Below are 18656 nucleotides of genomic sequence, written 5' to 3'. Positions count from 1 at the left end.
ATGTCTGCGGCCGACGACACGTTTCGAGAGTGGTGCATGTATCACACCTTCGTTCCCGTTCTGCTGCTTCGTACCCTGGTCGCCGCTTCGGCGATGAGCCTGGTCGTTGCCTGTGCAGCCGAACCCCTCGCGCAGTCCACTCTGGTCAGTAATGCCCCACCGTCAACAAACTCGCATAGCAACGCCGCCGCGGTCGAGCTGGTCCCCGAGAGTCCTCATCTGAGCTTCAGCCAGTGGCGCGATCAGTTTCGTAGCGAAGCCCTGGCGGCAGGTATTTCCGCCAAGACCTTCGACCAGGCGTTCGCCGGCATCGAACCCGATCCCGCAGTGATCGCGGCCGATCGTAGCCAGCCTGAATTCACTCGTCCCGTGTGGCAGTACCTCGAAGGCGCCATTTCCCCCCAGCGCGTGCGCAGCGGCCAGCGCCTACTCAGCGAGCATGCCGCCACACTGGACAAGATCGAGGCTCGCTACGGCGTCGATCGCGAAACCCTAGTCGCGGTCTGGGGGTTGGAGAGCAGCTTCGGCCAGATCATGGGCGACAAGTCGGTCATTCGCTCGCTGGCGACGCTTGCCCATGAAGGCCGCCGCCCGGCATTCGCCAAGAGCCAGCTGATCGCCGCACTGGAAATCCTCCAACATGGCGATGTTGCGCCACAGCGCATGCGCGGTTCCTGGGCCGGCGCCATGGGACAGACGCAGTTCATTCCGACCACCTACAACACCCATGCCGTGGATTTCGACGGCGACGGCAAGCGCGACATCTGGAACAGCTCCGCCGATGCCCTGGCTTCGGCAGCGCACTACCTGCAGGCATCCGGCTGGAAACAAGGGCAACCCTGGGGATTCGAGGTGCAGCTGCCGAAAGGCTTCGACTACGCCCTGGCCGACAACGAGATCCGCAAGCCGCTTGCCGAATGGCGCCGCCTCGGCCTCTATGGCCTGCCCAGCGGCCAGGACGAAGCCAACGCCAGCCTGCTGCTGCCAGCCGGCCACCGCGGCCCAGCATTCCTCATCATGGATAATTTCCGCGCCATCCTGCGCTACAACAATTCTTCGGCCTATGCGCTGGCGATCGGTTTGCTGGCGGAGAACTTCCAAGGCAAGGGACAGGTTGCCGGCAGCTGGCCACGCGGTGAGCAGCCGCTCAGTCGCTCCGAGCGTCTGGAATTGCAGGAGCGCCTCGTCACCCAAGGCTTCGACCCGGGCACACCGGATGGCATCATCGGCGCCAATACCCGCAAGGCCATCCGCGGCTTCCAGCAACGCCTGGGCTGGCCAGCCGATGGCCACCCGACCCAGGAACTGCTCGGCCGTCTGCGCGCGCAACCCTGATTGCCAAACACAGTAGACACGAAAAAGCCCCGGTCATGCCGGGGCTTTTGCTTTCATCTGCAGGCGAGAGCCTGTGGTTGCCATCAATGCTTGATGGCAACCTCATAGAGGTAATCCGGCAACGGATCGATGACCACCTGCTGCCCCTGGTAATGCGCTTGCACTGCCTCACGCGGCACGACGCCATGCGGTACGCGCTGGTCGCCGCCAAGACGCTGGCGAGCACGGTAGTCGATCACACAGCCATCGGTTTCGACCCAGAAGTGCGGCGACACCACCTTTCCGTCCAGCTCCACCTGCCCCAACATCGCCCGGTATGGAATGTGCTGCTTGGCCAGTCGCGTCACGACCAGGCGACTCATCGCATCGCACTCGACCTTTGCGGCATCCAGATCGTCAAGGAGGTTCTTTAACTGGGGTTCGTTCATCTGCTGTGGCCCTCGGTTGGCCTCATGGTGTAAACGAACGCCACTATAGACCAAAGTCTAATGCGGCGTAATGCCGCAAATTTCTTGCCAACGCTTCGGTTGCAAGCAGAACGGATTCAAGCGCGTGACCAAAAAAAAGCCGCGGAGGCAATCTCGATTACCCCGCGGCTTTCCTTGTGACGGCTGGCGCGACTGTACGGATCAGTCGTGCTTGGCCCCATGCGCCTGCTGATCGGCGTGGTACGAAGAGCGTACCAGCGGGCCCGAGGCGATGTTCTTGAAGCCCATCTTCATGCCCTCTTCGGCAAACCAGGCGAAGGTATCGGGATGCACGAAGCGCTGCACCGGCAGGTGGTTGCGCGACGGCTGCAGATACTGGCCGAGCGTGAGCATGTCGATGTCGTGCTCGCGCATGCGGTGCATGACCTCGATAACCTCTTCGTCGGTTTCGCCCAGGCCGAGCATCAGCCCGGACTTGGTCGGTACGCCCGGCACACGCTGCTTGAACTTCTCCAGCAGATCCAGCGACCACTCGAAATCCGAGCCCGGGCGTGACGACTTGTACAGTCGCGGCACGGTTTCCAGGTTGTGGTTGAACACATCCGGCGGTTCACTGGCAGTGATGTCGAGAGCGATATCCATGCGGCCGCGATAGTCCGGAACCAGCGTTTCCAGCTGGATCGATGGCGACAGCTTGCGAATCTCGCGCAGGCAATCGGCGAAATGCTGCGCGCCGCCGTCACGCAGGTCGTCGCGGTCGACCGAGGTGATCACCACGTACTTCAGACGCATGTCGGCGATAGCCTGGGCCAGATTCTTCGGCTCATCCGTGTCCAGCGCGTTCGGCCGACCATGGCCGACGTCGCAGAACGGACAGCGCCGCGTGCAGATGTCGCCCATGATCATGAAGGTCGCGGTGCCGCTGGAGAAGCACTCGCCCAGGTTGGGGCACGATGCCTCTTCGCAAACGCTGTGCAGCTTGTGTTTGCGCAAGGTCTGCTTGATCTGGTCGACCTCCGGGGAAACCGGGATGCGCACGCGAATCCAGTCCGGCTTCTTCGGCAGCTCATCAGTGGGGATGATCTTCACCGGAATTCGCGCAACCTTTTCGGCACCGCGCAGCTTGACGCCGGCTTCTACCTTGGCTGGGCGCTTGCCTGCTGTTTCTACACTACTCATATGCTTCGATTCCGCCCGCGAGGGTCTTCTGTTGCGCGTATCCGAGCTGCCGGACCAATTGCTCGCGCAGTCTATCGGCCACTTGGCAGATGTCGATCGGTCCGATCAAGTCACGCATCTGGGTCATGGGCAACCCTGCATAACCGCAGGGATTGATGCGCCGGAAAGGTTCGAGATCCATATCCACGTTCAGCGCCAGGCCGTGGAAGGACCGGCCGTTGCGAATGCGCAGGCCCAGCGACGCGATCTTCGCGCCATTGACGTAAACACCAGGGGCATCCGGTTTGGCTGTCGCCTCGACGCCATACTCGGCAAGCAGATCGATCAGGCTGCGCTCGATGCGACTTACCAGTTCGCGCACGCCGATTCCGAGGCGACGGACATCGAGCAACAGATAGCCAACCAGCTGGCCGGGGCCGTGATAGGTCACTTGGCCACCGCGATCCACCTGCACCACCGGAATATCGCCCGGGAACAGCAGGTGTTCGGCCTTTCCGGCCTGCCCCTGCGTGAACACCGGCGGATGCTGCAACAGCCAGATCTCGTCGTCGCTGTCCGCATCGCGTGTATTGGTGAACTGCTGCATGGCCTGCCAGGCAGACCGGTATTCGATCAGGCCGAGCTCACGCACACCCACTTCGTGGGTCATCACAGCACCATGTGAACACGGCCGGTGGCCCGCAGGTCGACATGGATGGCCTGCAGCTGTTCCACGCCAGTGGCGGTGATCAGTACCTGCAGCGAAAGAAAGCGCCCGTTGCGACTGTCACGGGTAACCACGGTGGTCTCGTCGAAATCCGGCGCGTGGCGCTGGATGACCTCGATCACGACCTCCCGGAACCCTTCGCCGGCGTCGCCGATCACCTTGATCGGGTAGCGCTCGCAAGGGAAATCGATCTTGGGTGCAGCAACATCTTGGTTATCGGTCATGGCGTAACGGACTCGTGATCCGCAGGTGCGCCGCGGCGGGATCAGCCAAGGCGCACTGGAGCGTGGTCAGTTGAACAAGCTGTAGAAGAAGAGGCGAATGCTATCCCAAAAGCGACGGAACAGCCCACCCTCTTCGATGGTCTCCAGCGCTACCAGGTCGGTGCTGCGCACCACCTTGTCGTCCAGCTTGACCTCGACCTTGCCGATCACGTCGCCCTGCTGGATCGGCGCGATGAGCGTGCCGTTGAAGCTCATCACAGCCTGCAGTTTTTCTACCTGGCCACGCGGCAGGGTCATGGTCAGATCCTGTGCCAAGCCGGCCTTGAGCTTGTCCTGCTGGCCTTTCCAGACCTGCGCCTGGGCCAGCTCAGTACCTTTCTGGTAGAAGGTGCGGGTTTCGAAGAAGCGGAAGCCATAAGTCAGCAGTTTCTGCGTCTCTGCTGCACGGGCCTGCTCGCTGTCGGTGCCGAACACCACCGAGATCAGGCGCATGTTGTCGCGCACGGCAGACGCCACCAGGCAGTAGCCGGCTTCTTCGGTATGGCCGGTTTTCAGGCCATCGACGGTCTTGTCGCGCCACAACAGCAGGTTGCGGTTCGGCTGTTTGATGTTGTTCCAGAAGAACTCTTTCTGCGCATAGATGGCGTAGTGCGCTGGATCTTCATAGATGATCGCCCGCGCCAGCTTGGCCATATCGCCAGCCGAGGAGTAGTGATCCGGGTCCGGCAGGCCGGTGGCATTCATGAAATGGGTATTGGTCATGCCCAGACGCTGGGCGGCGCTGTTCATAAGATCGGCAAAGGCTTCTTCGCTGCCGGCGATGTGCTCGGCCATGGCCACGCTGGCGTCGTTGCCCGACTGAATGATGATGCCATGCAGCAGATCGTCCACCGAAACCTGCGTGTTGACCTGGATGAACATACGCGAGCCGCCGGTACGCCAGGCCTTTTCACTCACGGTGACCATGTCGTTGTCGCTGATCTGGCCCTTCTGGATTTCCAGGGTGGCGATATAGGCGGTCATCAACTTGGTCAGGCTGGCGGGTGGCAGACGCTCGTCGCCATTGTGCTCGACCAATACCTCGCCGCTGGCCGCGTCCATCAGCAGGTAGGACTTGGCGGCCAGCTGAGGCGCCGACGGCAGGATCTGGGCCGCCCAGACGGTCGGGGCGACCGTCAGCAGAGTCAGGACTATGAAGCGTTGCACGAGGCTGGTGATGTTCATCCGAATCTCAAAGTTGGTCAGGTAAAACAGGCAAGGTTTGCAAAGGGTCAGTCGGCAGCGACGCGCCGCGGCTGACCAAGATTGGCCAGGCGAACGCTCTGCTCGAGCTGCATGGCCTCATCCGGCGTGTCGATGGGTCCCAGCCGTACCCGATGCAGAGTCTGCTGGTTGTGTACCACCGAGCTGATGAACACCGGAGCAGACACCACGCCGCTCAGCTTGTCCTTCAACAACTGCGCTGCATCCGGATTGGCGAAGGCGCCAACCTGGAGAAACAGGCCAGAGGCTGCGGGCGAAGCGTTTTTTTTTGCGTCGATTTCAAGCGGCACAGTGGCCGCAGCGTGCTGCTGAGGCGGTGGTGTGTACTGCTCGATCGGCTGGGCAATGCTGCTGGCGGGTTTGGCGGCGGCCATCTGCGGCTGCGCCATCATGCTCGGAACCGGACGTCCCTGCTGCGCCCACCACTGCTCCGGATCGATCCCTTCGACCTTGACCCGCGCCGTGCCGCTTTCGGCAAAGCCGAGTTTCTTCGCCGCCGCGAAAGACAGATCGATGATGCGATCGGAGTAGAACGGACCGCGGTCGTTGACGCGCAACGTCACCGTACGCCCGTTATCCAGATTGGTGACCTTGACGTAGGTGGGCAACGGCAAGGTCTTGTGCGCGGCGCTCATGCCGTAGAGGTCATACTTCTCGCCATTGGCGGTGGGCTGCCCGTGAAATTTGGTGCCGTACCAGGAGGCGGTCCCGGTAGCCGAATAACGCCGCCCGTCACTGATCGGGAAATACGTCTTGCCCAGCACGGTGTATGGGTTGGCCTTGTATGGACCGTAATGCGGCATCGGTACCGCATCCTGGATCTGCGAAACGTCTACGTCCCACCAGGGTGCGCCGTCCTTGTGAGGCCGGGCATAGTCGCCAGGGCCGCTGCTGCCGGCCGGCTTGCTCTGCGTGCTACTAGGCGCCGGTGTCGACGAACAACTCGCCAGCAGTACGCCAGTCACGCCCAGCACTACAAGCCTTGTCCAGATAGCACTCATTGTTCGCCTCGCGCTTCGGCCAGCAGCTGGGACAGCTGATGCACGGCCATGGCATACATGACACTGCGGTTATAGCGGGTGATGACGTAGAAATTCGGCAGGCCCAGCCAGTATTCGTCGCCCTCAGCACCTTCCAGACGGAATGCAGTCACCGCCGTGTCATCAGCCACGGACTTGTCGAACTGCCAACCCAGGCTGCGCATCTCGCCGGCGTTCTTCTGCGACTCCAGGCCGACGGTCAGACCTTCCTCGAAGCGCTTGCCGGACACTTTCGCACGAGCCACGACGGGGCCGCCGGCCGTCCAGCCATGCTGCTTGAAGTAGCTGGCCGCACTGCCAATGGCATCGGTGGGGTTGTTCCAGATATCGATGCGGCCGTCGCCATCGAAGTCGACGGCATAGGCACGGAAGCTGCTCGGCATGAATTGCGGCAGCCCCATGGCCCCGGCGTAGGAGCCCTTCAGGGTCAGCGGGTCGACCTGCTCCTCACGGGTCAGCAGCAGGAATTCCTTGAGCTGCTGGCGGAAGAAAGGCTGCCGCGGCGGATAGTCGAAGCCCAGAGTGGACAGCGCATCGATCACTCGATGGCTACCCGTGTTGCGACCATAAAAGGTCTCGACACCGATGATCGCCACGATGATCTCGGCCGGCACGCCGTATTCGGTTTCCGCTCGAGTCAGGGCCGCTTCGTTCTCGCGCCAGAAATCCACGCCTTGAGCGATGCGCGAATCGGTAAGGAAGATCGGTCGGTACTCCTTCCACGGCTTGACCCGCTCGGCCGGCCGCGAAATGGCGTCGAGAATCGCCTGCTTACGTTCGGCCTGCTTGAACAGGTCACGCAGCTGCTCGCCGGCGAACCCGTAATCGCGGGTCATTTCCGCGATGAACTCGTCCACGTTCGGGCCGGTGTAGTCCGCGGCCTGCAGCGGCAGACTTCCCAGCATAGCGCCGGCCAAGCCCACGCCCCCCAGCATCCGTGCTACCCAGCCACGCCGTAATGAAGTCAACAAATTCACTCTCATCAAACCTGTGCGATCCACTTGCGATGGGTGTGGATCGACATCAAAACCCCGAACCCTGACAACAGGGTCACCAATGAAGTTCCACCGTAGCTTATGAAGGGCAGAGGCACCCCCACAACCGGCAGCAGCCCACTGACCATACCGATATTGACGAAAACGTAAACAAAGAAGGTCATCGTCAACGCACCGGCCAGCAGTTTTCCGAACAATGTCTGCGCCTGCACGGTGATCACCAGTCCGCGGGTGATCAGCAGGATATACACCAGCAGGAGCAGACATACGCCGACCAGACCGAACTCTTCGGCGAGCACGGCGATGATAAAGTCAGTGTGGCTTTCCGGCAAAAAATCCAGGTGCGACTGGGTGCCAGCCAGCCAGCCTTTGCCAAACACCCCGCCCGAGCCGATCGCCGCCTTCGACTGGATAATATTCCAGCCGGTACCGAGCGGATCGCTCTCTGGATCGAGGAAAGTCAGCACGCGCTGTTTCTGGTAATCGCGCAATACGAAGTACCACATCGCCACGGCGATGGGCACCACAGCCGCCACCGCACTGATGATCCAGCGCCAGCGCAGCCCACCAATGAACAGCACGAACGCGCCGGAGGCGAGAATCAACAGCGAGGTGCCAAGATCCGGCTGTTTGAGAATCAGCACGAAGGGAATCAGGATCATCGCCAGGCTGATCGCGGTGTGCTTGATGCTCGGCGGCAGGCTGCGTGACGACAGATACCAGGCGATGGTCATCGGCATGATGATCTTCATGAATTCCGATGGCTGGAAGCGGATCACCCCGGGAATGTTGATCCATCGCGTGGCCCCCATCGCCGTGTGGCCCACCACTTCCACTGCCACCAGCAACGCAACCACTCCGAGATACCCCAGCGGCACCCAGCGCGCCATGAAACGCGGTTCGAGCTGCGCAATGACCAGCATCGCGCCCAACCCAAGCCCGAACGAGGTGGCCTGCTTGATGACCAAGTCCCAGTTCTTGCCGCTGGCCGAATAGAGAATGAACAGGCTGCCGGCCGCCAGCACCAGCAGCAGAACCAGCAGAAGCCCATCGATATGCAGGCGCTGCAAAAGACTGGCGCGGCGGCGCAGCACGTCCTCGCGCGACAGGGTACGGTCGAAATTGCCATTCATGGCTTCTTCCCCTGGGCGGTCACGGGTGGAGCGAACTCGGGCTTGAGCTTGCCCTCCTCATCCAGCAGCCAGGCGTCCATGACCTGCTTGGCCACGGGCGCAGCGACGCCGGAACCGGACTCACCGTTCTCGACCATCACCGCCACCGCAATCTTCGGGTCGTGCACCGGGGCAAAGGCAACGAACAGGGCGTGGTCACGATGGCGCTCGGCCAGCTTGGCACTGTCGTATTTCTCGCCCTGGCGGATGGCGACCACCTGCGCAGTACCGCTCTTGCCAGCGATGCGATAGACCGACGTGTCACCGACCTTGCGCGCCGTGCCGCGGGCGCCATGCAGCACCTGCTCCATGCCATGGATGGCGTGCTCCCAGTGGCGCGGGTCGCGCAACTGGATGTCCGGCAGCGGATCGGGGTCCACTGGCAGCTCGCCACCAATGCTGCGCGCCAGGTGCGGACGGATCCATTTGCCGCGCGTCGCCATCAGCGCAGTGGCTTGGGCCAGCTGCAAGGGCGTGGCCTGCATATAGCCCTGACCGATGCCGAGGATGACGGTTTCGCCGGGGTACCAGGGCTGGCGGTAGCGCGCCCGTTTCCAGTCGCGCGACGGCATCAGCCCAGCGGTTTCCTCGTGCATGTCCAGCGAGACACGCTGCCCCAGGCCAAAGCGGGTCATGTAGTCATGCATGCGATCGACGCCCAGCTTGTGGGCCATGTCGTAGAAGTAAGTGTCATTGGAACGGGCGATGGCGAGATCCAGATCCACCCAGCCATCGCCACTGCGGTTCCAGTTGCGGTATTTGTGCTGCACGTTGGGCAGCTGGAAGAAGCCCGGATCGAAAACCCGGGTGGTCGGCGTGACCACGCCTGCGTCGAGCCCGGCGACGGCCATCATCGGCTTGATCGTCGAACCCGGCGGGTACAGCCCACGCAGCACGCGGTTGTACAGCGGCCGATCGATGGAATCACGCAGCTCGCCGTAGTCCTTGAAGCTGATACCGGTGACGAACAGGTTGGGGTTGAAGCTTGGCTGGCTGACCATTGCCACCACTTCCCCGGTATCCGGCAACAGCGCGACGATCGCGCCGCGACGCCCACCCAGGGCATCCTCGGCGGCTTCCTGCAGATCGAGGTCGAGCGACAGGGTGATGTCCTTGCCCGGGATCGGGTCGGTTCGCTTGAGCACACGCAGCACGCGGCCACGGGCGTTGGTCTCGACTTCCTCGTAGCCGACCTGCCCGTGCAGCTCATCCTCGTAGAACTTCTCGATGCCGGTCTTGCCGATGTGGTGCGTACCGGCATAGTTGACCGGGTCGAGCTGCTTGACTTCCTGCTCGTTGATCCGCCCGACGTAGCCCACCGAGTGGGCGAAGTGCGCACCCTGCGGATAGTGCCGGACCAGCTGCGCCACCACCTCGACGCCGGGCAGGCGAAACTGGTTCACCGCGATGCGCGCGATCTGCTCTTCGGACAGTTCGTACATGATCGGCACCGGCTCGAATGGCCGCCGCCCCTGCAGCACACGTTTCTCGAACAGGCCGCGCTCTTCTTCGCTGAGCTCCAGTACCTCGACCACCGCATCGAGCACGGTCCTCCAGTCGCCAGCACGCTCGCGGGTAACCGTCAGGCTGAAGCTCGGCCGGTTGTCGGCGATGACGCGTCCCTGCCGATCGAAGATCAACCCGCGGTTGGGCGGGATCGGCTGCACATGAACGCGATTATTCTCCGATAGCGTCGAGTGGTATTCGAACTGCACCACCTGCAAGTAGTACATCCGCGCTACCAGCACGCCGATCAGCAGCAACACGACTGCAAGACCCACGACGACGCGACGGCGCACCAGTACGGCGTCCTTCTCGTGGTCCTTGAGCTGAATCGGTTGCGGCATCTTCGCGAACTACTTGTGGTAAGGATGACCGGACAACAGCGTCCAGGCGCGGTAGATCTGTTCGCCGATCAGGATTCGCACCAGCGGATGCGGCAGGGTCAACGGTGACAGCGACCAGCGCTGCTCGCTGCGCGCACAGACCTCAGGCGCCAGCCCTTCAGGGCCGCCAACCATGAGATTGACGTTGCGCGCGTCGAGCCGCCAGCGCTCGATTTCCGCAGCCAGCTGCTCGGTGCTCCACGGCTTGCCGTGTACCTCGAGCGTGACGATGCGCTCGCCCGGCTGAACCTTGCCCAGCATGGCTTCGCCTTCCTGGCGAATCAACCGCGCCACATCGGCGTTCTTGCCGCGGGTGTTGAGCGCGATCTCGTGCAGCTCCAGCGGCAGCTCGGACGGCAGACGCTTGGCGTATTCCTGCCAACCGTCTTCGACCCAGCGCGGCATCTTCGAGCCGACCGCGATCAGCTTGATACGCACGGATCACTCCGCGTCGTGAGTGTGCTGCGCGCGGCTCTGTTCGGCGCCCTGCCACAGACGTTCCAGGTCGTAGAACTGACGGGTCGGCACCTGCATCACATGGACGACCACATCGTCCAGATCGAGCAGTGCCCACTCGCCGCCCTCCAGGCCTTCGCTGCCAATCGGGCGAACGCCCTGCTCCTTGACCTTCTCCAGCACGTTTTCGACGAGCGACTTTACGTGCCGGCTGGAACTGCCACTGGCGATGATCATGTAATCGGTGACGCTGGTCTTGCCACGCACATCGATGGTGGTGATGTCCTGGCCTTTCAGATCTTCCAGGGCGGCAACCGCCAGCTGGACCAACTCTTCAGTTTGCATAACGTGAAAACAACCTCAGTTCGACGCCCGGTACAGTCCGTGCGCGTTGATATAAGCCAGTACGGCATCGGGAACCAGGAATCGGACCGACTTGCCACTGGCCAGCAATTGGCGAATCTGTGTGGCGGACACCTCCAACGGTGTCTGCCAGACGAAGGCAATCTGCCCGCTGCCCCCGCTAAGCGCCTGGGGATCGGACACGCTGCGCGCGGCAAGCAGATCGCGCAGTGCCTGCGGCGCCTCGCTGCCGGCGTCCGGCCGCTGCAGTACGAGGATATGGCAGTAATCGAGCAGCTCCTCCCAGCGATGCCAGGTTGGCAGCCCGCAGAAGGCATCCCAGCCCACCACCAGCAACAACTGGTCTTGCTCGCCCAGTTCGGCGCGCAGCGATATCAGCGTGTCGATGGTATAGGACGGCTTTTCCCGCTCCAGCTCACGCGCGTCCACACATAGCGGCGGCAGATCCTGCACCGCCAGGCGGACCATCGCCAGGCGATCCTGCGCCGAGCAATTGGGGGTGTCACGGTGCGGCGGCCGCGCGTTGGGTATCAGCCGCAGCTCGTCGAGACCGAACATTTCGGCCACTTCCAGCGCACCGCGCAAGTGCCCTATGTGTACCGGATCGAAGGTGCCGCCGAGAATACCGATGCGCCGGGCGCCGCTGCCTTGGCTCATCAGGTACGGACGTGACCGTCGCCGAAGACGACGTACTTCTCGCTGGTCAGTCCCTCCAGGCCGACAGGACCACGGGCATGGAGCTTGTCGGTGGAAATGCCGATCTCGGCACCCAGGCCGTACTCGAAGCCGTCGGCGAAACGCGTCGAGGCGTTGATCATCACCGACGCCGAATCCACCTCGGTGAGGAAACGCCGGGCATCAGTGAAATTCTCGGTAACGATCGCATCGGTATGCTGCGAGCCGTAGCGATTGATGTGCTCGATGGCCGCATCCAGCGAGTCGACCAGGCGAATCGACAGGATCGGCGCGTTGTACTCGGTGGACCAGTCCTCTTCGCTCGCCTCCAGCACATCGCTGCCAAGCAGGGCGCGGGTACGCGGGCAGCCCCGCAGCTCGACGCTCTTCTCGCGATAGATCGCGGCCAGCGGCGGCAGCACCTGCTCGGCGATGCCCGGATGCACCAGCAGCGTTTCCATGGTATTGCACGGCGCAAAGCGCTGGGTCTTGGCGTTGTCGGCGATGCGGATGGCCTTGTCGACGTCTGCTGCCACGTCGATATAGACATGACAGATGCCGTCCAGATGCTTGATCACCGGCACCCGGGCGTCGCGGCTGATACGCTCGATCAGGCCCTTGCCGCCGCGCGGCACGATCACATCGACGAACTCCGGCATGCTGATCAGCGCGCCGACCGCGGCACGGTCCGTGGTCTCCACGACCTGCACGGCGGCGGCCGGCAGACCGGCCTCGGCCAGGCCGAGCTGGATGCAGCGGGCAATCGCCTGGTTGGAATGAATGGCTTCCGATCCGCCACGCAGGATGGTCGCGTTGCCCGACTTCAGACACAGGCTGGCGGCATCAATGGTCACGTTGGGCCGCGATTCGTAGATGATGCCGACCACGCCCAGTGGCACCCGCATCTTGCCGACCTGAATGCCGGACGGCATATAGCGCATGTCGCGAATCGCGCCGATCGGGTCCGGCAAGGTAGCAACCTGGCGCAGCCCTTCGATCATGCCGTCGATCACCTTGGGCGTCAGCGCCAGGCGGTCGAGCATGGCAGCGTCCAGACCATTGGCACGACCACCGGCCAGGTCCAGCTCATTGGCCCGCACCAGTTCGTCGCGGGCAGCATCGAGCGCTGCGGCGGCGGCCTGCAGGGCGCGGTTCTTCTGCGCCGTACTGGCGCGCGCAAGCACTCGCGAGGCCTCGCGCGCGGCGCGGCCCAGGCGGGTCATGTAATCGAGTACGGACTCGGTCATGGATCTAGCTGGCCTGACTGAAGGGAAAGCGACTGATTATAGCTACCCCGGACGCCTACGCACAGCAGCGCCGGGCGAAAGGCGCTCGAATGCCGTACTGCGCTGTCCGCGCAGGACAGCACTGCGCGGCCGCCAGCATGGCGCAGTATCCTCGCGGCAGGAAACCCAGCGCCCTATCATCAGGTCGAAAGGCGTTCACGACGCAAGGAATTACCCATGAGCCAATGGCTCGACACCCTTACCCAATGGCTGGCCGCCAATCCGCAATGGCTGGGCCTGGCACTGGTCATCGTCGCCTGCATGGAATGCCTGGCAGTAGTCGGCCTGATCATTCCAGGCACCGTCATGGTCTTCGCCATCGCCGTGCTGGCCGGCAGTGGCGTACTGACCCTGGGGCAGACCCTGCTGCTCGGATTCATCGGCGGGCTCATCGGCGACCTGCTGTCCTACGCGCTCGGCCGGCGCTATCACCAGGGCATTCGCAGCTTGCGCGGTCTGCGCGATCACCCGGAGTGGCTGTTGCGCGCGGAGCATTATTTTCAGCGTTACGGCGTCGCCAGCCTGCTGGTGGGCCGCTTCATCGGCCCGCTGCGGCCCATGCTGCCGATGACGGCCGGCATGCTCGATATGCCATTCGGGCGCTTCCTGCTGGTCAGCCTGTGCGCCGCCGCGGGCTGGTCGATGGCTTACCTGCTGCCTGGCTGGAGCGCCGGAGCGGCAATGCGCCTGCCCCTGCAAGACGGTTTCTGGAGCGAGGCGGCTGTAGTTGTCGGCGCATTGCTGATCCTGATTGGCGCGACCGCCTATGGCAGCCTGCGCCAGTTGCGCTGGGTCAGTGCGGTGTCGGCTGGGCTGAGCGTCGTCATCCTTCTCGGGCTGTTTTTCGGCTGGCCGCACCTGAAGGAACTCGACGAAGGCCTGCTGGCGGTAATCCAGGGGGAACGCAGCGCCACTTTCGACCGCATCATGGTGGTGATCACCCGCACCGGAGACTTCCACACCCAACTGTGGGCCGCAGTATTGCTGTGCGTGCTGCTCCTGCTCGCACGCCAGTGGCGCGCTGCGCTGTTCGCCGTTTGCACATTGCTCGGAACAGCAGTCGCCAACGGCGCACTGAAGGCCACCTTTGCCCGGGTCCGCCCCGAGGTGCTGATGGAGCCGCTGAGCAGCTACAGCTTTCCCAGCGGACACAGCTCGGCAGCGTTCGCCTTCTTTCTGACCCTCGGGGTGCTCGCCGGTCGCGGCCAGCCACCGCGTCTGCGACTCGCCTGGCTGGTGCTGGCCAGCCTGCCCGCAACGGCGATCGCACTCTCAAGGGTCTATCTGGGAGTGCACTGGACCACGGATGTCACCGCCGGCGCGCTGCTCGCCGCGAGCATCTGCGCAGCCAGCTTGTCCCTGGCGCAATGGCGCAGTCCGCTAGCGGCGATGGCACCCAAGGTCTGGTGGCTGATCCTGCCGGCGTGCCTGGGGCTGCTCGGCGCATTCAGCATCTGGGCGCTGCCGACGGCGATGCAGATGTATCGGTATCAGTAGAGCGCTGGACGCTGCGAAAGCGCCGAACTAGGCGCCATCCTGCAGCAGCTCGAGCAGGCTCTGAATCTGCTCGAGCTGCTGTTCCGGCTCGTCGAGCCCGAGCAGCTCGATCTTCTGCCCGGCCTCGAACGGCAGCAGATAGGCCAGCTGACTGGCCAAGGCGGCCTGATCGCTCACTGCACCACCTAAGCCCAGGGTTTTCACCATCGGGTGCTGGCCGAGCGCCGCGAGCAGCACGATCAGGTCGGCGTGGTGCTCGGCCAGTGGCTGCGGATCGGGGGCGCTGCGCCAGGCCACCTCGGCGACCGTCAGCTGGTCGCGCAGCACCTCGGATGACTGGACGTCGAATCGCCTTGCACCCTCCACGCGAATGCCCAGCAGGCCGTTGGGCAGCTGCTGCCAGTCACGAATCAGCGCCTCGCAACCCACCCGAGCAAAGGAGGTCGGCGCGGCGCCTACCTCGCCGCCCGCGAGGATATGCACTACACCAAAGCCATGCCCGGCCTTGAGGCACTGGCTGACCATGTCGAGATAGCGCGCCTCGAAAATCTGCAGATCGAGGACGCAACCGGGGAACAGTACGGTATCCAGCGGAAACAACGGCAATCTCATGCGGACTCCATCACAGCAACAGGGCTACCACCAGCGGCAGCAGCACCGCGGTCATCACCCCCATCAGGCTCATGGCCAATGCCGCGAAGGCACCGCATTCGTCGCTTTCCTGCAGCGCCTGCGCGGTGCCCACGGCGTGGGCAGTCAGCCCCAGCGCAATGCCACGGGCCGCAGGATGCTGAACGCCAAAGCGGCGCAACAGTTCCGGACCGAGAATCGCACCGAGCACGCCAGTGATCATCACGAACACCGCAGCCAGCGCCACCACGCCACCGATCTGCTCGGCCACCAGCATGGCAATCGGCGAGGTCACCGACTTGGGCGCCAGGGTCATCAGGATCATACGATCGGCGCCGAACGCCCAGGCCAGCGCCATTCCCAGCGCCGTGGCAAACACGCCGGCGACCAGCAGGGTGATCACGATGGGCCCGAACAGCTCGCGAATCCGCCGCAGGTTCAGGTACAGCGGCACGGCAAGCGCAACGGTGGCCGGCCCGAGCAGCAGCGTCAGCCACTGCGCACTGATACGGTATTCGTCATAGTCGATGCCACACAGCAGGAGGATGCCGACGATCAGCGTCATCGACACCAGCACCGGCTGCAGGAATACCCAGCGGGTCTTCTCATACGCCGCATACGCCAGCTGGAAGACAGCCAGGGTGATACCCACACCGAACAGCGGATGATGGATCAGCGCCTGCCAGGCGGCATACCAGTTCAATTCCATCATGCGGCCTCCTTGCGGCGCTGCTTGCGACGAATCAATGCCTGCATCAGCCAGCCAGTGAAGATCAGCGAAACCAGCAGCGAAATCACCAGCACACCGACGATGGCCCAGAAATCCTCGAGAATCGCCTCGGTATAAGCCATCACCCCCACCGCCGGCGGCACCAGCAAGAGCGGCAGATAGCGCAACAGGCTGCTGGCGGCCAGCTGCAGCGATTCACTCGCCCTTCCGCGCGCCAGCAGCCCGGCAAACAACAGCACCAGGCCGATGATCGGCCCCGGCAGCATGGGCAGCAACAGCACGTTGAGCACGGTGCCGAGCAACTGGAATGCGACCAGCCAGGTCAGACCTCTGAGCAGCATGGGAGCCTCCCGCAAAATTGCGACAGTATAAGGGCCAACGCCCGCAGGTGCCCGCGCTGCGCTATGACGGGCCATTCGCAGGGCCGATGCTGGTTTGCCGGCAACCACGCGCGTGCTGATCTAGACCGGCAATGCCGCCCGCGCCGAACGATCGCTTCCGGTGCGGCGCATCCCTCTAGTCAAGCTGCATTCCCCGCAGCCGTACAAGAACAACCAGGAGGACACATGCCACAGGTACCCGTCGCACAGCTCAAGGATTACATCGGCAAGGAACTTGGCCACTCCGAGTGGCTGACCATCGATCAGGAGCGCGTCAACCAGTTCGCCGACTGCACCGGCGACCACCAGTTCATCCACATCGACACCGAGAAAGCCGCGCAGACGCCCTTCGGCGGCACCATCGCCCACGGCTTCCTCTCGCTATCGCTGCTGCCGATGCTCTCCGGTGACCTGCTGGTCGTTCCGGAGGGCACAAAAATGGGCGTCAACTACGGCCTGGACAGCCTGCGCTTCATCCAGCCGGTGCGCGTCGGCTCGCGGGTACGCCTGGGGCTGACGCTGATCGATGCTCACGAAAAGAATCCGGGGCAGTGGTTGCTCAAGGCACGCGCGGTGATGGAGATCGAAGGTTCGGAAAAACCGGCCTACATCGCTGAAACCCTTGCCCTGTGCATCCTCTGAGCACCGCACCTGCGCAGTTGTCGCAGCCCGCCAGGTTTGCGGCATACTGCGGCCGTCTCGCCTGAGCGGATGTCCGCATGCTGCGTTTTCTCCCCTTCGTTCTGCTCACCCTGCTCACCGCCTGCGGTGAAGGTGAACCTCTTACGCCGGCCAATGCGGTACTGCCGGATGGCGGCCGCTATCGCGGCGATATCGTCGACGGGCTGCTGCAAGGCGGAGGCCGCATCGACTACCCGAACGGCAGCTATTACCTCGGCCAGTTCAAGGACGGTCAGTGGCACGGCCTGGGAACCTGGCACGGTGCGACCGGCGATCGCTACGAGGGCGAGCTCAAGCACGGCCTGTTCGACGGCCTCGGCCGCTTCAGTTATGCAGAGGGCGGCGTCTACGAAGGCGAATTCCAAGATGGCCGCATGCATGGCCATGGACGTTTCAGCCAGGACGGCACCGTCTACGAAGGTGAGTTCCGCGACAACCTCTACCATGGCCAGGGCAGCCTGGAATATGCCGATGGCTTCAGTCATCACGGCCAGTTCCGCAAAGGCCAGCCCGATGGCCCCGGCACACGCAAGGACGCCGATGGCCAGCTCAGCGGCCACTTCAGCGCCGGCAGCCTGAACGGCGAAGGCAGTTTCGTGACCACGCAGGGCCAGCGCTACAGCGGGCAGTTCGAGAACGACCAGTTTCACGGCCAGGGCCACTACGAAGACAGCGCGGGCAATGTCTGGAGCGGCACCTTCGTCCAGGGCGAGTTGAGTGGCACTGGCACGCATGTCGCTGACGACGGCAGCCGCTACAGCGGTCAGTTCCTCAGCTGGCGTTACCACGGTCAGGGTCGCCTCGATCGCTCCGACGGCAGCTTCTATACCGGCGGTTTCCGCCTCGGCCGCTTCCACGGCGATGGTGTGCTGACCCAGGCCGACGGCAGCGAACTTCGTGGCATATGGCGCAACGACAGACGTATCCGCGACGAGCAGGGGCGTGCACTACCAGACCCACTCGAACTCGCCCTGCTGAACCAGGGCACGCTGCTGGAACAGGCCATCGAGGCGCTACCGCCGTCCAGCCCGGCGCAGGAGCTTTATACGCTCACGGTTGCCGGCGACGGTCGCCAGAGCGTGTTCATGCGCGAGGCCGACTACGTGCAGCGACTACTCGCCGAGCGTTACGCCGCTCACGGGCAGCTCAGCCTGGTCAACCATCGTGACCATCTGGCCGACCGCCCGCTGGCGACCCGGGAAAACCTGGCCCGGGCGATCCGCGCGCTGGCCGAACGCAGCGGCGAGGAGGACCTGATCTTTCTCTACCTCACCAGCCATGGTTCGGCCGACCATGAACTGGTACTGAGTCAGCCGCGCCTTTCCCTCGACGATCTGCCTGCAGCCGACCTGGCGCAACTGCTCGCGCCGCTGGCCGGGCGCAAGACCATCCTAGTGGTCTCTGCCTGCTATTCCGGCGGTTTCATCGAGCCATTGAAAAACGATCACACGCTGATCATGACCGCCGCGCGCGCCGACCGGGTTTCCTTCGGCTGCTCCGAGCAGAGCGATTTCACCTATTTCGGCCGCGCGCTGTTTGCCGAAGCGCTGCTGGAGACCGACGATATCGTGCAGGCCTTCACGCTGGCGGCGGCAAAGGTTGCCGAACGCGAGCAGGCCGACGACTATCAGGCATCGGAACCGCAATTGTGGGCACCGAAACCGGTCGTCCAACGCTGGCAGGAGCTGCGGCAGCAGCGTGCCACCCAATGATCGCCACAGGAGCAAGAC

The 18656-nt window shown here is 63.4% G+C and carries 20 protein-coding genes; 4 read left to right on the top strand and 16 right to left on the bottom strand.

The genetic code is table 11. The features are described 5' to 3' along the window. Window positions 1-36: 36 nt before the first annotated feature. Window positions 37-1335 (top strand): lytic murein transglycosylase, encoded by a 1299-nt coding sequence (locus BHD08_RS02840; protein WP_125020740.1) that lies wholly within the window; start codon window positions 37-39, stop codon window positions 1333-1335. Between the two features lie 83 nt (window positions 1336-1418). Here the strand turns inward: BHD08_RS02840 and BHD08_RS02835 are convergent, their stop codons facing one another. The 13 genes from BHD08_RS02835 to BHD08_RS02775 all read right to left on the bottom strand — a co-directional run bounded on the left by BHD08_RS02835 (window position 1419) and on the right by BHD08_RS02775 (window position 12969). Then, window positions 1419-1763, bottom strand: coding sequence for a hypothetical protein (locus tag BHD08_RS02835; RefSeq protein WP_015275510.1), 345 nt, complete (start codon window positions 1761-1763; stop codon window positions 1419-1421). 201 nt (window positions 1764-1964) lie between these two features. Next, complete coding sequence (gene lipA, locus BHD08_RS02830) at window positions 1965-2942, bottom strand: lipoyl synthase (protein ID WP_125020739.1); 978 nt, start codon at window positions 2940-2942, stop codon at window positions 1965-1967. Then, entirely contained in the window at window positions 2935-3591 is a 657-nt protein-coding gene (gene lipB / locus BHD08_RS02825) for a lipoyl(octanoyl) transferase LipB (protein WP_015275508.1), read from the bottom strand. The genes lipA and lipB overlap by 8 nt, the downstream gene beginning before the upstream one ends. After that, window positions 3591-3872, bottom strand: a complete 282-nt coding sequence (locus BHD08_RS02820) for a DUF493 domain-containing protein (protein WP_041015896.1) — start codon at window positions 3870-3872, stop codon at window positions 3591-3593. Before BHD08_RS02820 ends, lipB begins: the two co-directional genes overlap by 1 nt. Before the next feature lie 66 nt (window positions 3873-3938). Then, window positions 3939-5096, bottom strand: a complete 1158-nt coding sequence (locus BHD08_RS02815; RefSeq protein ID WP_015275506.1) for a D-alanyl-D-alanine carboxypeptidase family protein — start codon at window positions 5094-5096, stop codon at window positions 3939-3941. 47 nt (window positions 5097-5143) lie between these two features. Then, a complete protein-coding gene (locus tag BHD08_RS02810; protein ID WP_125020738.1) occupies window positions 5144-6136 on the bottom strand; it encodes a septal ring lytic transglycosylase RlpA family protein in 993 nt (330 codons plus the stop codon). Further along, entirely contained in the window at window positions 6133-7110 is a 978-nt protein-coding gene (gene mltB, locus BHD08_RS02805; RefSeq protein ID WP_041756429.1) for a lytic murein transglycosylase B, read from the bottom strand. Before mltB ends, BHD08_RS02810 begins: the two co-directional genes overlap by 4 nt. Window positions 7111-7157: 47 nt before the next feature. Next, complete coding sequence (gene rodA / locus BHD08_RS02800; protein WP_177412633.1) at window positions 7158-8261, bottom strand: rod shape-determining protein RodA; 1104 nt, start codon at window positions 8259-8261, stop codon at window positions 7158-7160. Window positions 8262-8299: 38 nt separating this feature from the next. Further along, window positions 8300-10189 (bottom strand): penicillin-binding protein 2, encoded by a 1890-nt coding sequence (gene mrdA / locus BHD08_RS02795; RefSeq protein ID WP_015275502.1) that lies wholly within the window; start codon window positions 10187-10189, stop codon window positions 8300-8302. A gap of 9 nt (window positions 10190-10198) precedes the next feature. Continuing rightward, complete coding sequence (rlmH, locus tag BHD08_RS02790) at window positions 10199-10666, bottom strand: 23S rRNA (pseudouridine(1915)-N(3))-methyltransferase RlmH (RefSeq protein ID WP_014818954.1); 468 nt, start codon at window positions 10664-10666, stop codon at window positions 10199-10201. A gap of 3 nt (window positions 10667-10669) precedes the next feature. Beyond that, window positions 10670-11029 (bottom strand): ribosome silencing factor, encoded by a 360-nt coding sequence (gene rsfS / locus BHD08_RS02785; RefSeq protein ID WP_015275501.1) that lies wholly within the window; start codon window positions 11027-11029, stop codon window positions 10670-10672. Between the two features lie 15 nt (window positions 11030-11044). Further along, window positions 11045-11704 carry a nicotinate-nucleotide adenylyltransferase gene (gene nadD / locus BHD08_RS02780; RefSeq protein ID WP_125020737.1) on the bottom strand — a complete coding sequence of 220 codons (660 nt, stop codon included), beginning with the start codon at window positions 11702-11704 and terminating at the stop codon, window positions 11045-11047. Further along, the gene (locus BHD08_RS02775; protein WP_015275499.1) at window positions 11704-12969 is read right to left on the bottom strand and encodes a glutamate-5-semialdehyde dehydrogenase; all 1266 of its coding nucleotides are present in this window, start codon (window positions 12967-12969) and stop codon (window positions 11704-11706) included. Before BHD08_RS02775 ends, nadD begins: the two co-directional genes overlap by 1 nt. 216 nt (window positions 12970-13185) lie before the next feature. Here BHD08_RS02775 and BHD08_RS02770 point away from each other — a divergent pair, with 216 nt between their 5' ends. Further along, a complete protein-coding gene (locus tag BHD08_RS02770) occupies window positions 13186-14505 on the top strand; it encodes a bifunctional DedA family/phosphatase PAP2 family protein (protein WP_125020736.1) in 1320 nt (439 codons plus the stop codon). A gap of 27 nt (window positions 14506-14532) precedes the next feature. Here the strand turns inward: BHD08_RS02770 and BHD08_RS02765 are convergent, their stop codons facing one another. The 3 genes from BHD08_RS02765 to BHD08_RS02755 are packed head-to-tail and all read right to left on the bottom strand — an operon-like array spanning window position 14533 to window position 16206. After that, on the bottom strand, window positions 14533-15117 hold the full coding sequence (locus BHD08_RS02765) for an LON peptidase substrate-binding domain-containing protein (RefSeq protein ID WP_125020735.1): 585 nt from the start codon (window positions 15115-15117) through the stop codon (window positions 14533-14535). A gap of 10 nt (window positions 15118-15127) precedes the next feature. Beyond that, the gene (locus tag BHD08_RS02760; RefSeq protein ID WP_177412632.1) at window positions 15128-15838 is read right to left on the bottom strand and encodes an LrgB family protein; all 711 of its coding nucleotides are present in this window, start codon (window positions 15836-15838) and stop codon (window positions 15128-15130) included. A gap of 5 nt (window positions 15839-15843) precedes the next feature. Continuing rightward, window positions 15844-16206 carry a CidA/LrgA family protein gene (locus BHD08_RS02755; RefSeq protein ID WP_015275495.1) on the bottom strand — a complete coding sequence of 121 codons (363 nt, stop codon included), beginning with the start codon at window positions 16204-16206 and terminating at the stop codon, window positions 15844-15846. A 225-nt stretch (window positions 16207-16431) separates the two neighbouring features. On the opposite strand from BHD08_RS02755, the gene BHD08_RS02750 reads away from it, so the two are divergent. Next, complete coding sequence (locus BHD08_RS02750) at window positions 16432-16887, top strand: MaoC family dehydratase (protein WP_125020734.1); 456 nt, start codon at window positions 16432-16434, stop codon at window positions 16885-16887. 77 nt (window positions 16888-16964) lie between these two features. Next, on the top strand, window positions 16965-18638 hold the full coding sequence (locus BHD08_RS02745; protein WP_125020733.1) for a C13 family peptidase: 1674 nt from the start codon (window positions 16965-16967) through the stop codon (window positions 18636-18638). Window positions 18639-18656 lie beyond the last annotated feature (18 nt).

It is taken from the genome of Pseudomonas sp. SCT (assembly GCF_003864275.1).
In the GTDB taxonomy this organism is placed as follows: Bacteria; Pseudomonadota; Gammaproteobacteria; order Pseudomonadales; family Pseudomonadaceae; genus Stutzerimonas; species Stutzerimonas stutzeri_AE.
Note: the sequence above shows the minus strand (reverse complement) of the source record. Positions and strands in the feature narration are given on the sequence as shown.

What these genes read in the sequence shown, in the direction of transcription:
- mltB (WP_041756429.1), bottom strand. Translation starts at nt 7,110, where the DNA reads ATGCTGGGGGGCGTGGGCTTGGCCGGCGCTATGCTGGGAAGTCTGCCG.
- lipB (WP_015275508.1), bottom strand. Translation starts at nt 3,591, where the DNA reads ATGACCCACGAAGTGGGTGTGCGTGAGCTCGGCCTGATCGAATACCGG.
- rsfS (WP_015275501.1), bottom strand. Translation starts at nt 11,029, where the DNA reads ATGCAAACTGAAGAGTTGGTCCAGCTGGCGGTTGCCGCCCTGGAAGAT.
- BHD08_RS02755 (WP_015275495.1), bottom strand. Translation starts at nt 16,206, where the DNA reads ATGCTGCTCAGAGGTCTGACCTGGCTGGTCGCATTCCAGTTGCTCGGC.
- BHD08_RS02810 (WP_125020738.1), bottom strand. Translation starts at nt 6,136, where the DNA reads ATGAGTGCTATCTGGACAAGGCTTGTAGTGCTGGGCGTGACTGGCGTA.
- BHD08_RS02765 (WP_125020735.1), bottom strand. Translation starts at nt 15,117, where the DNA reads ATGAGATTGCCGTTGTTTCCGCTGGATACCGTACTGTTCCCCGGTTGC.
- BHD08_RS02835 (WP_015275510.1), bottom strand. Translation starts at nt 1,763, where the DNA reads ATGAACGAACCCCAGTTAAAGAACCTCCTTGACGATCTGGATGCCGCA.
- nadD (WP_125020737.1), bottom strand. Translation starts at nt 11,704, where the DNA reads ATGAGCCAAGGCAGCGGCGCCCGGCGCATCGGTATTCTCGGCGGCACC.
- BHD08_RS02770 (WP_125020736.1), top strand. Translation starts at nt 13,186, where the DNA reads ATGAGCCAATGGCTCGACACCCTTACCCAATGGCTGGCCGCCAATCCG.
- mrdA (WP_015275502.1), bottom strand. Translation starts at nt 10,189, where the DNA reads ATGCCGCAACCGATTCAGCTCAAGGACCACGAGAAGGACGCCGTACTG.
- BHD08_RS02820 (WP_041015896.1), bottom strand. Translation starts at nt 3,872, where the DNA reads ATGACCGATAACCAAGATGTTGCTGCACCCAAGATCGATTTCCCTTGC.
- BHD08_RS02745 (WP_125020733.1), top strand. Translation starts at nt 16,965, where the DNA reads ATGCTGCGTTTTCTCCCCTTCGTTCTGCTCACCCTGCTCACCGCCTGC.
- BHD08_RS02815 (WP_015275506.1), bottom strand. Translation starts at nt 5,096, where the DNA reads ATGAACATCACCAGCCTCGTGCAACGCTTCATAGTCCTGACTCTGCTG.
- BHD08_RS02840 (WP_125020740.1), top strand. Translation starts at nt 37, where the DNA reads ATGTATCACACCTTCGTTCCCGTTCTGCTGCTTCGTACCCTGGTCGCC.
- lipA (WP_125020739.1), bottom strand. Translation starts at nt 2,942, where the DNA reads ATGAGTAGTGTAGAAACAGCAGGCAAGCGCCCAGCCAAGGTAGAAGCC.
- BHD08_RS02775 (WP_015275499.1), bottom strand. Translation starts at nt 12,969, where the DNA reads ATGACCGAGTCCGTACTCGATTACATGACCCGCCTGGGCCGCGCCGCG.
- BHD08_RS02750 (WP_125020734.1), top strand. Translation starts at nt 16,432, where the DNA reads ATGCCACAGGTACCCGTCGCACAGCTCAAGGATTACATCGGCAAGGAA.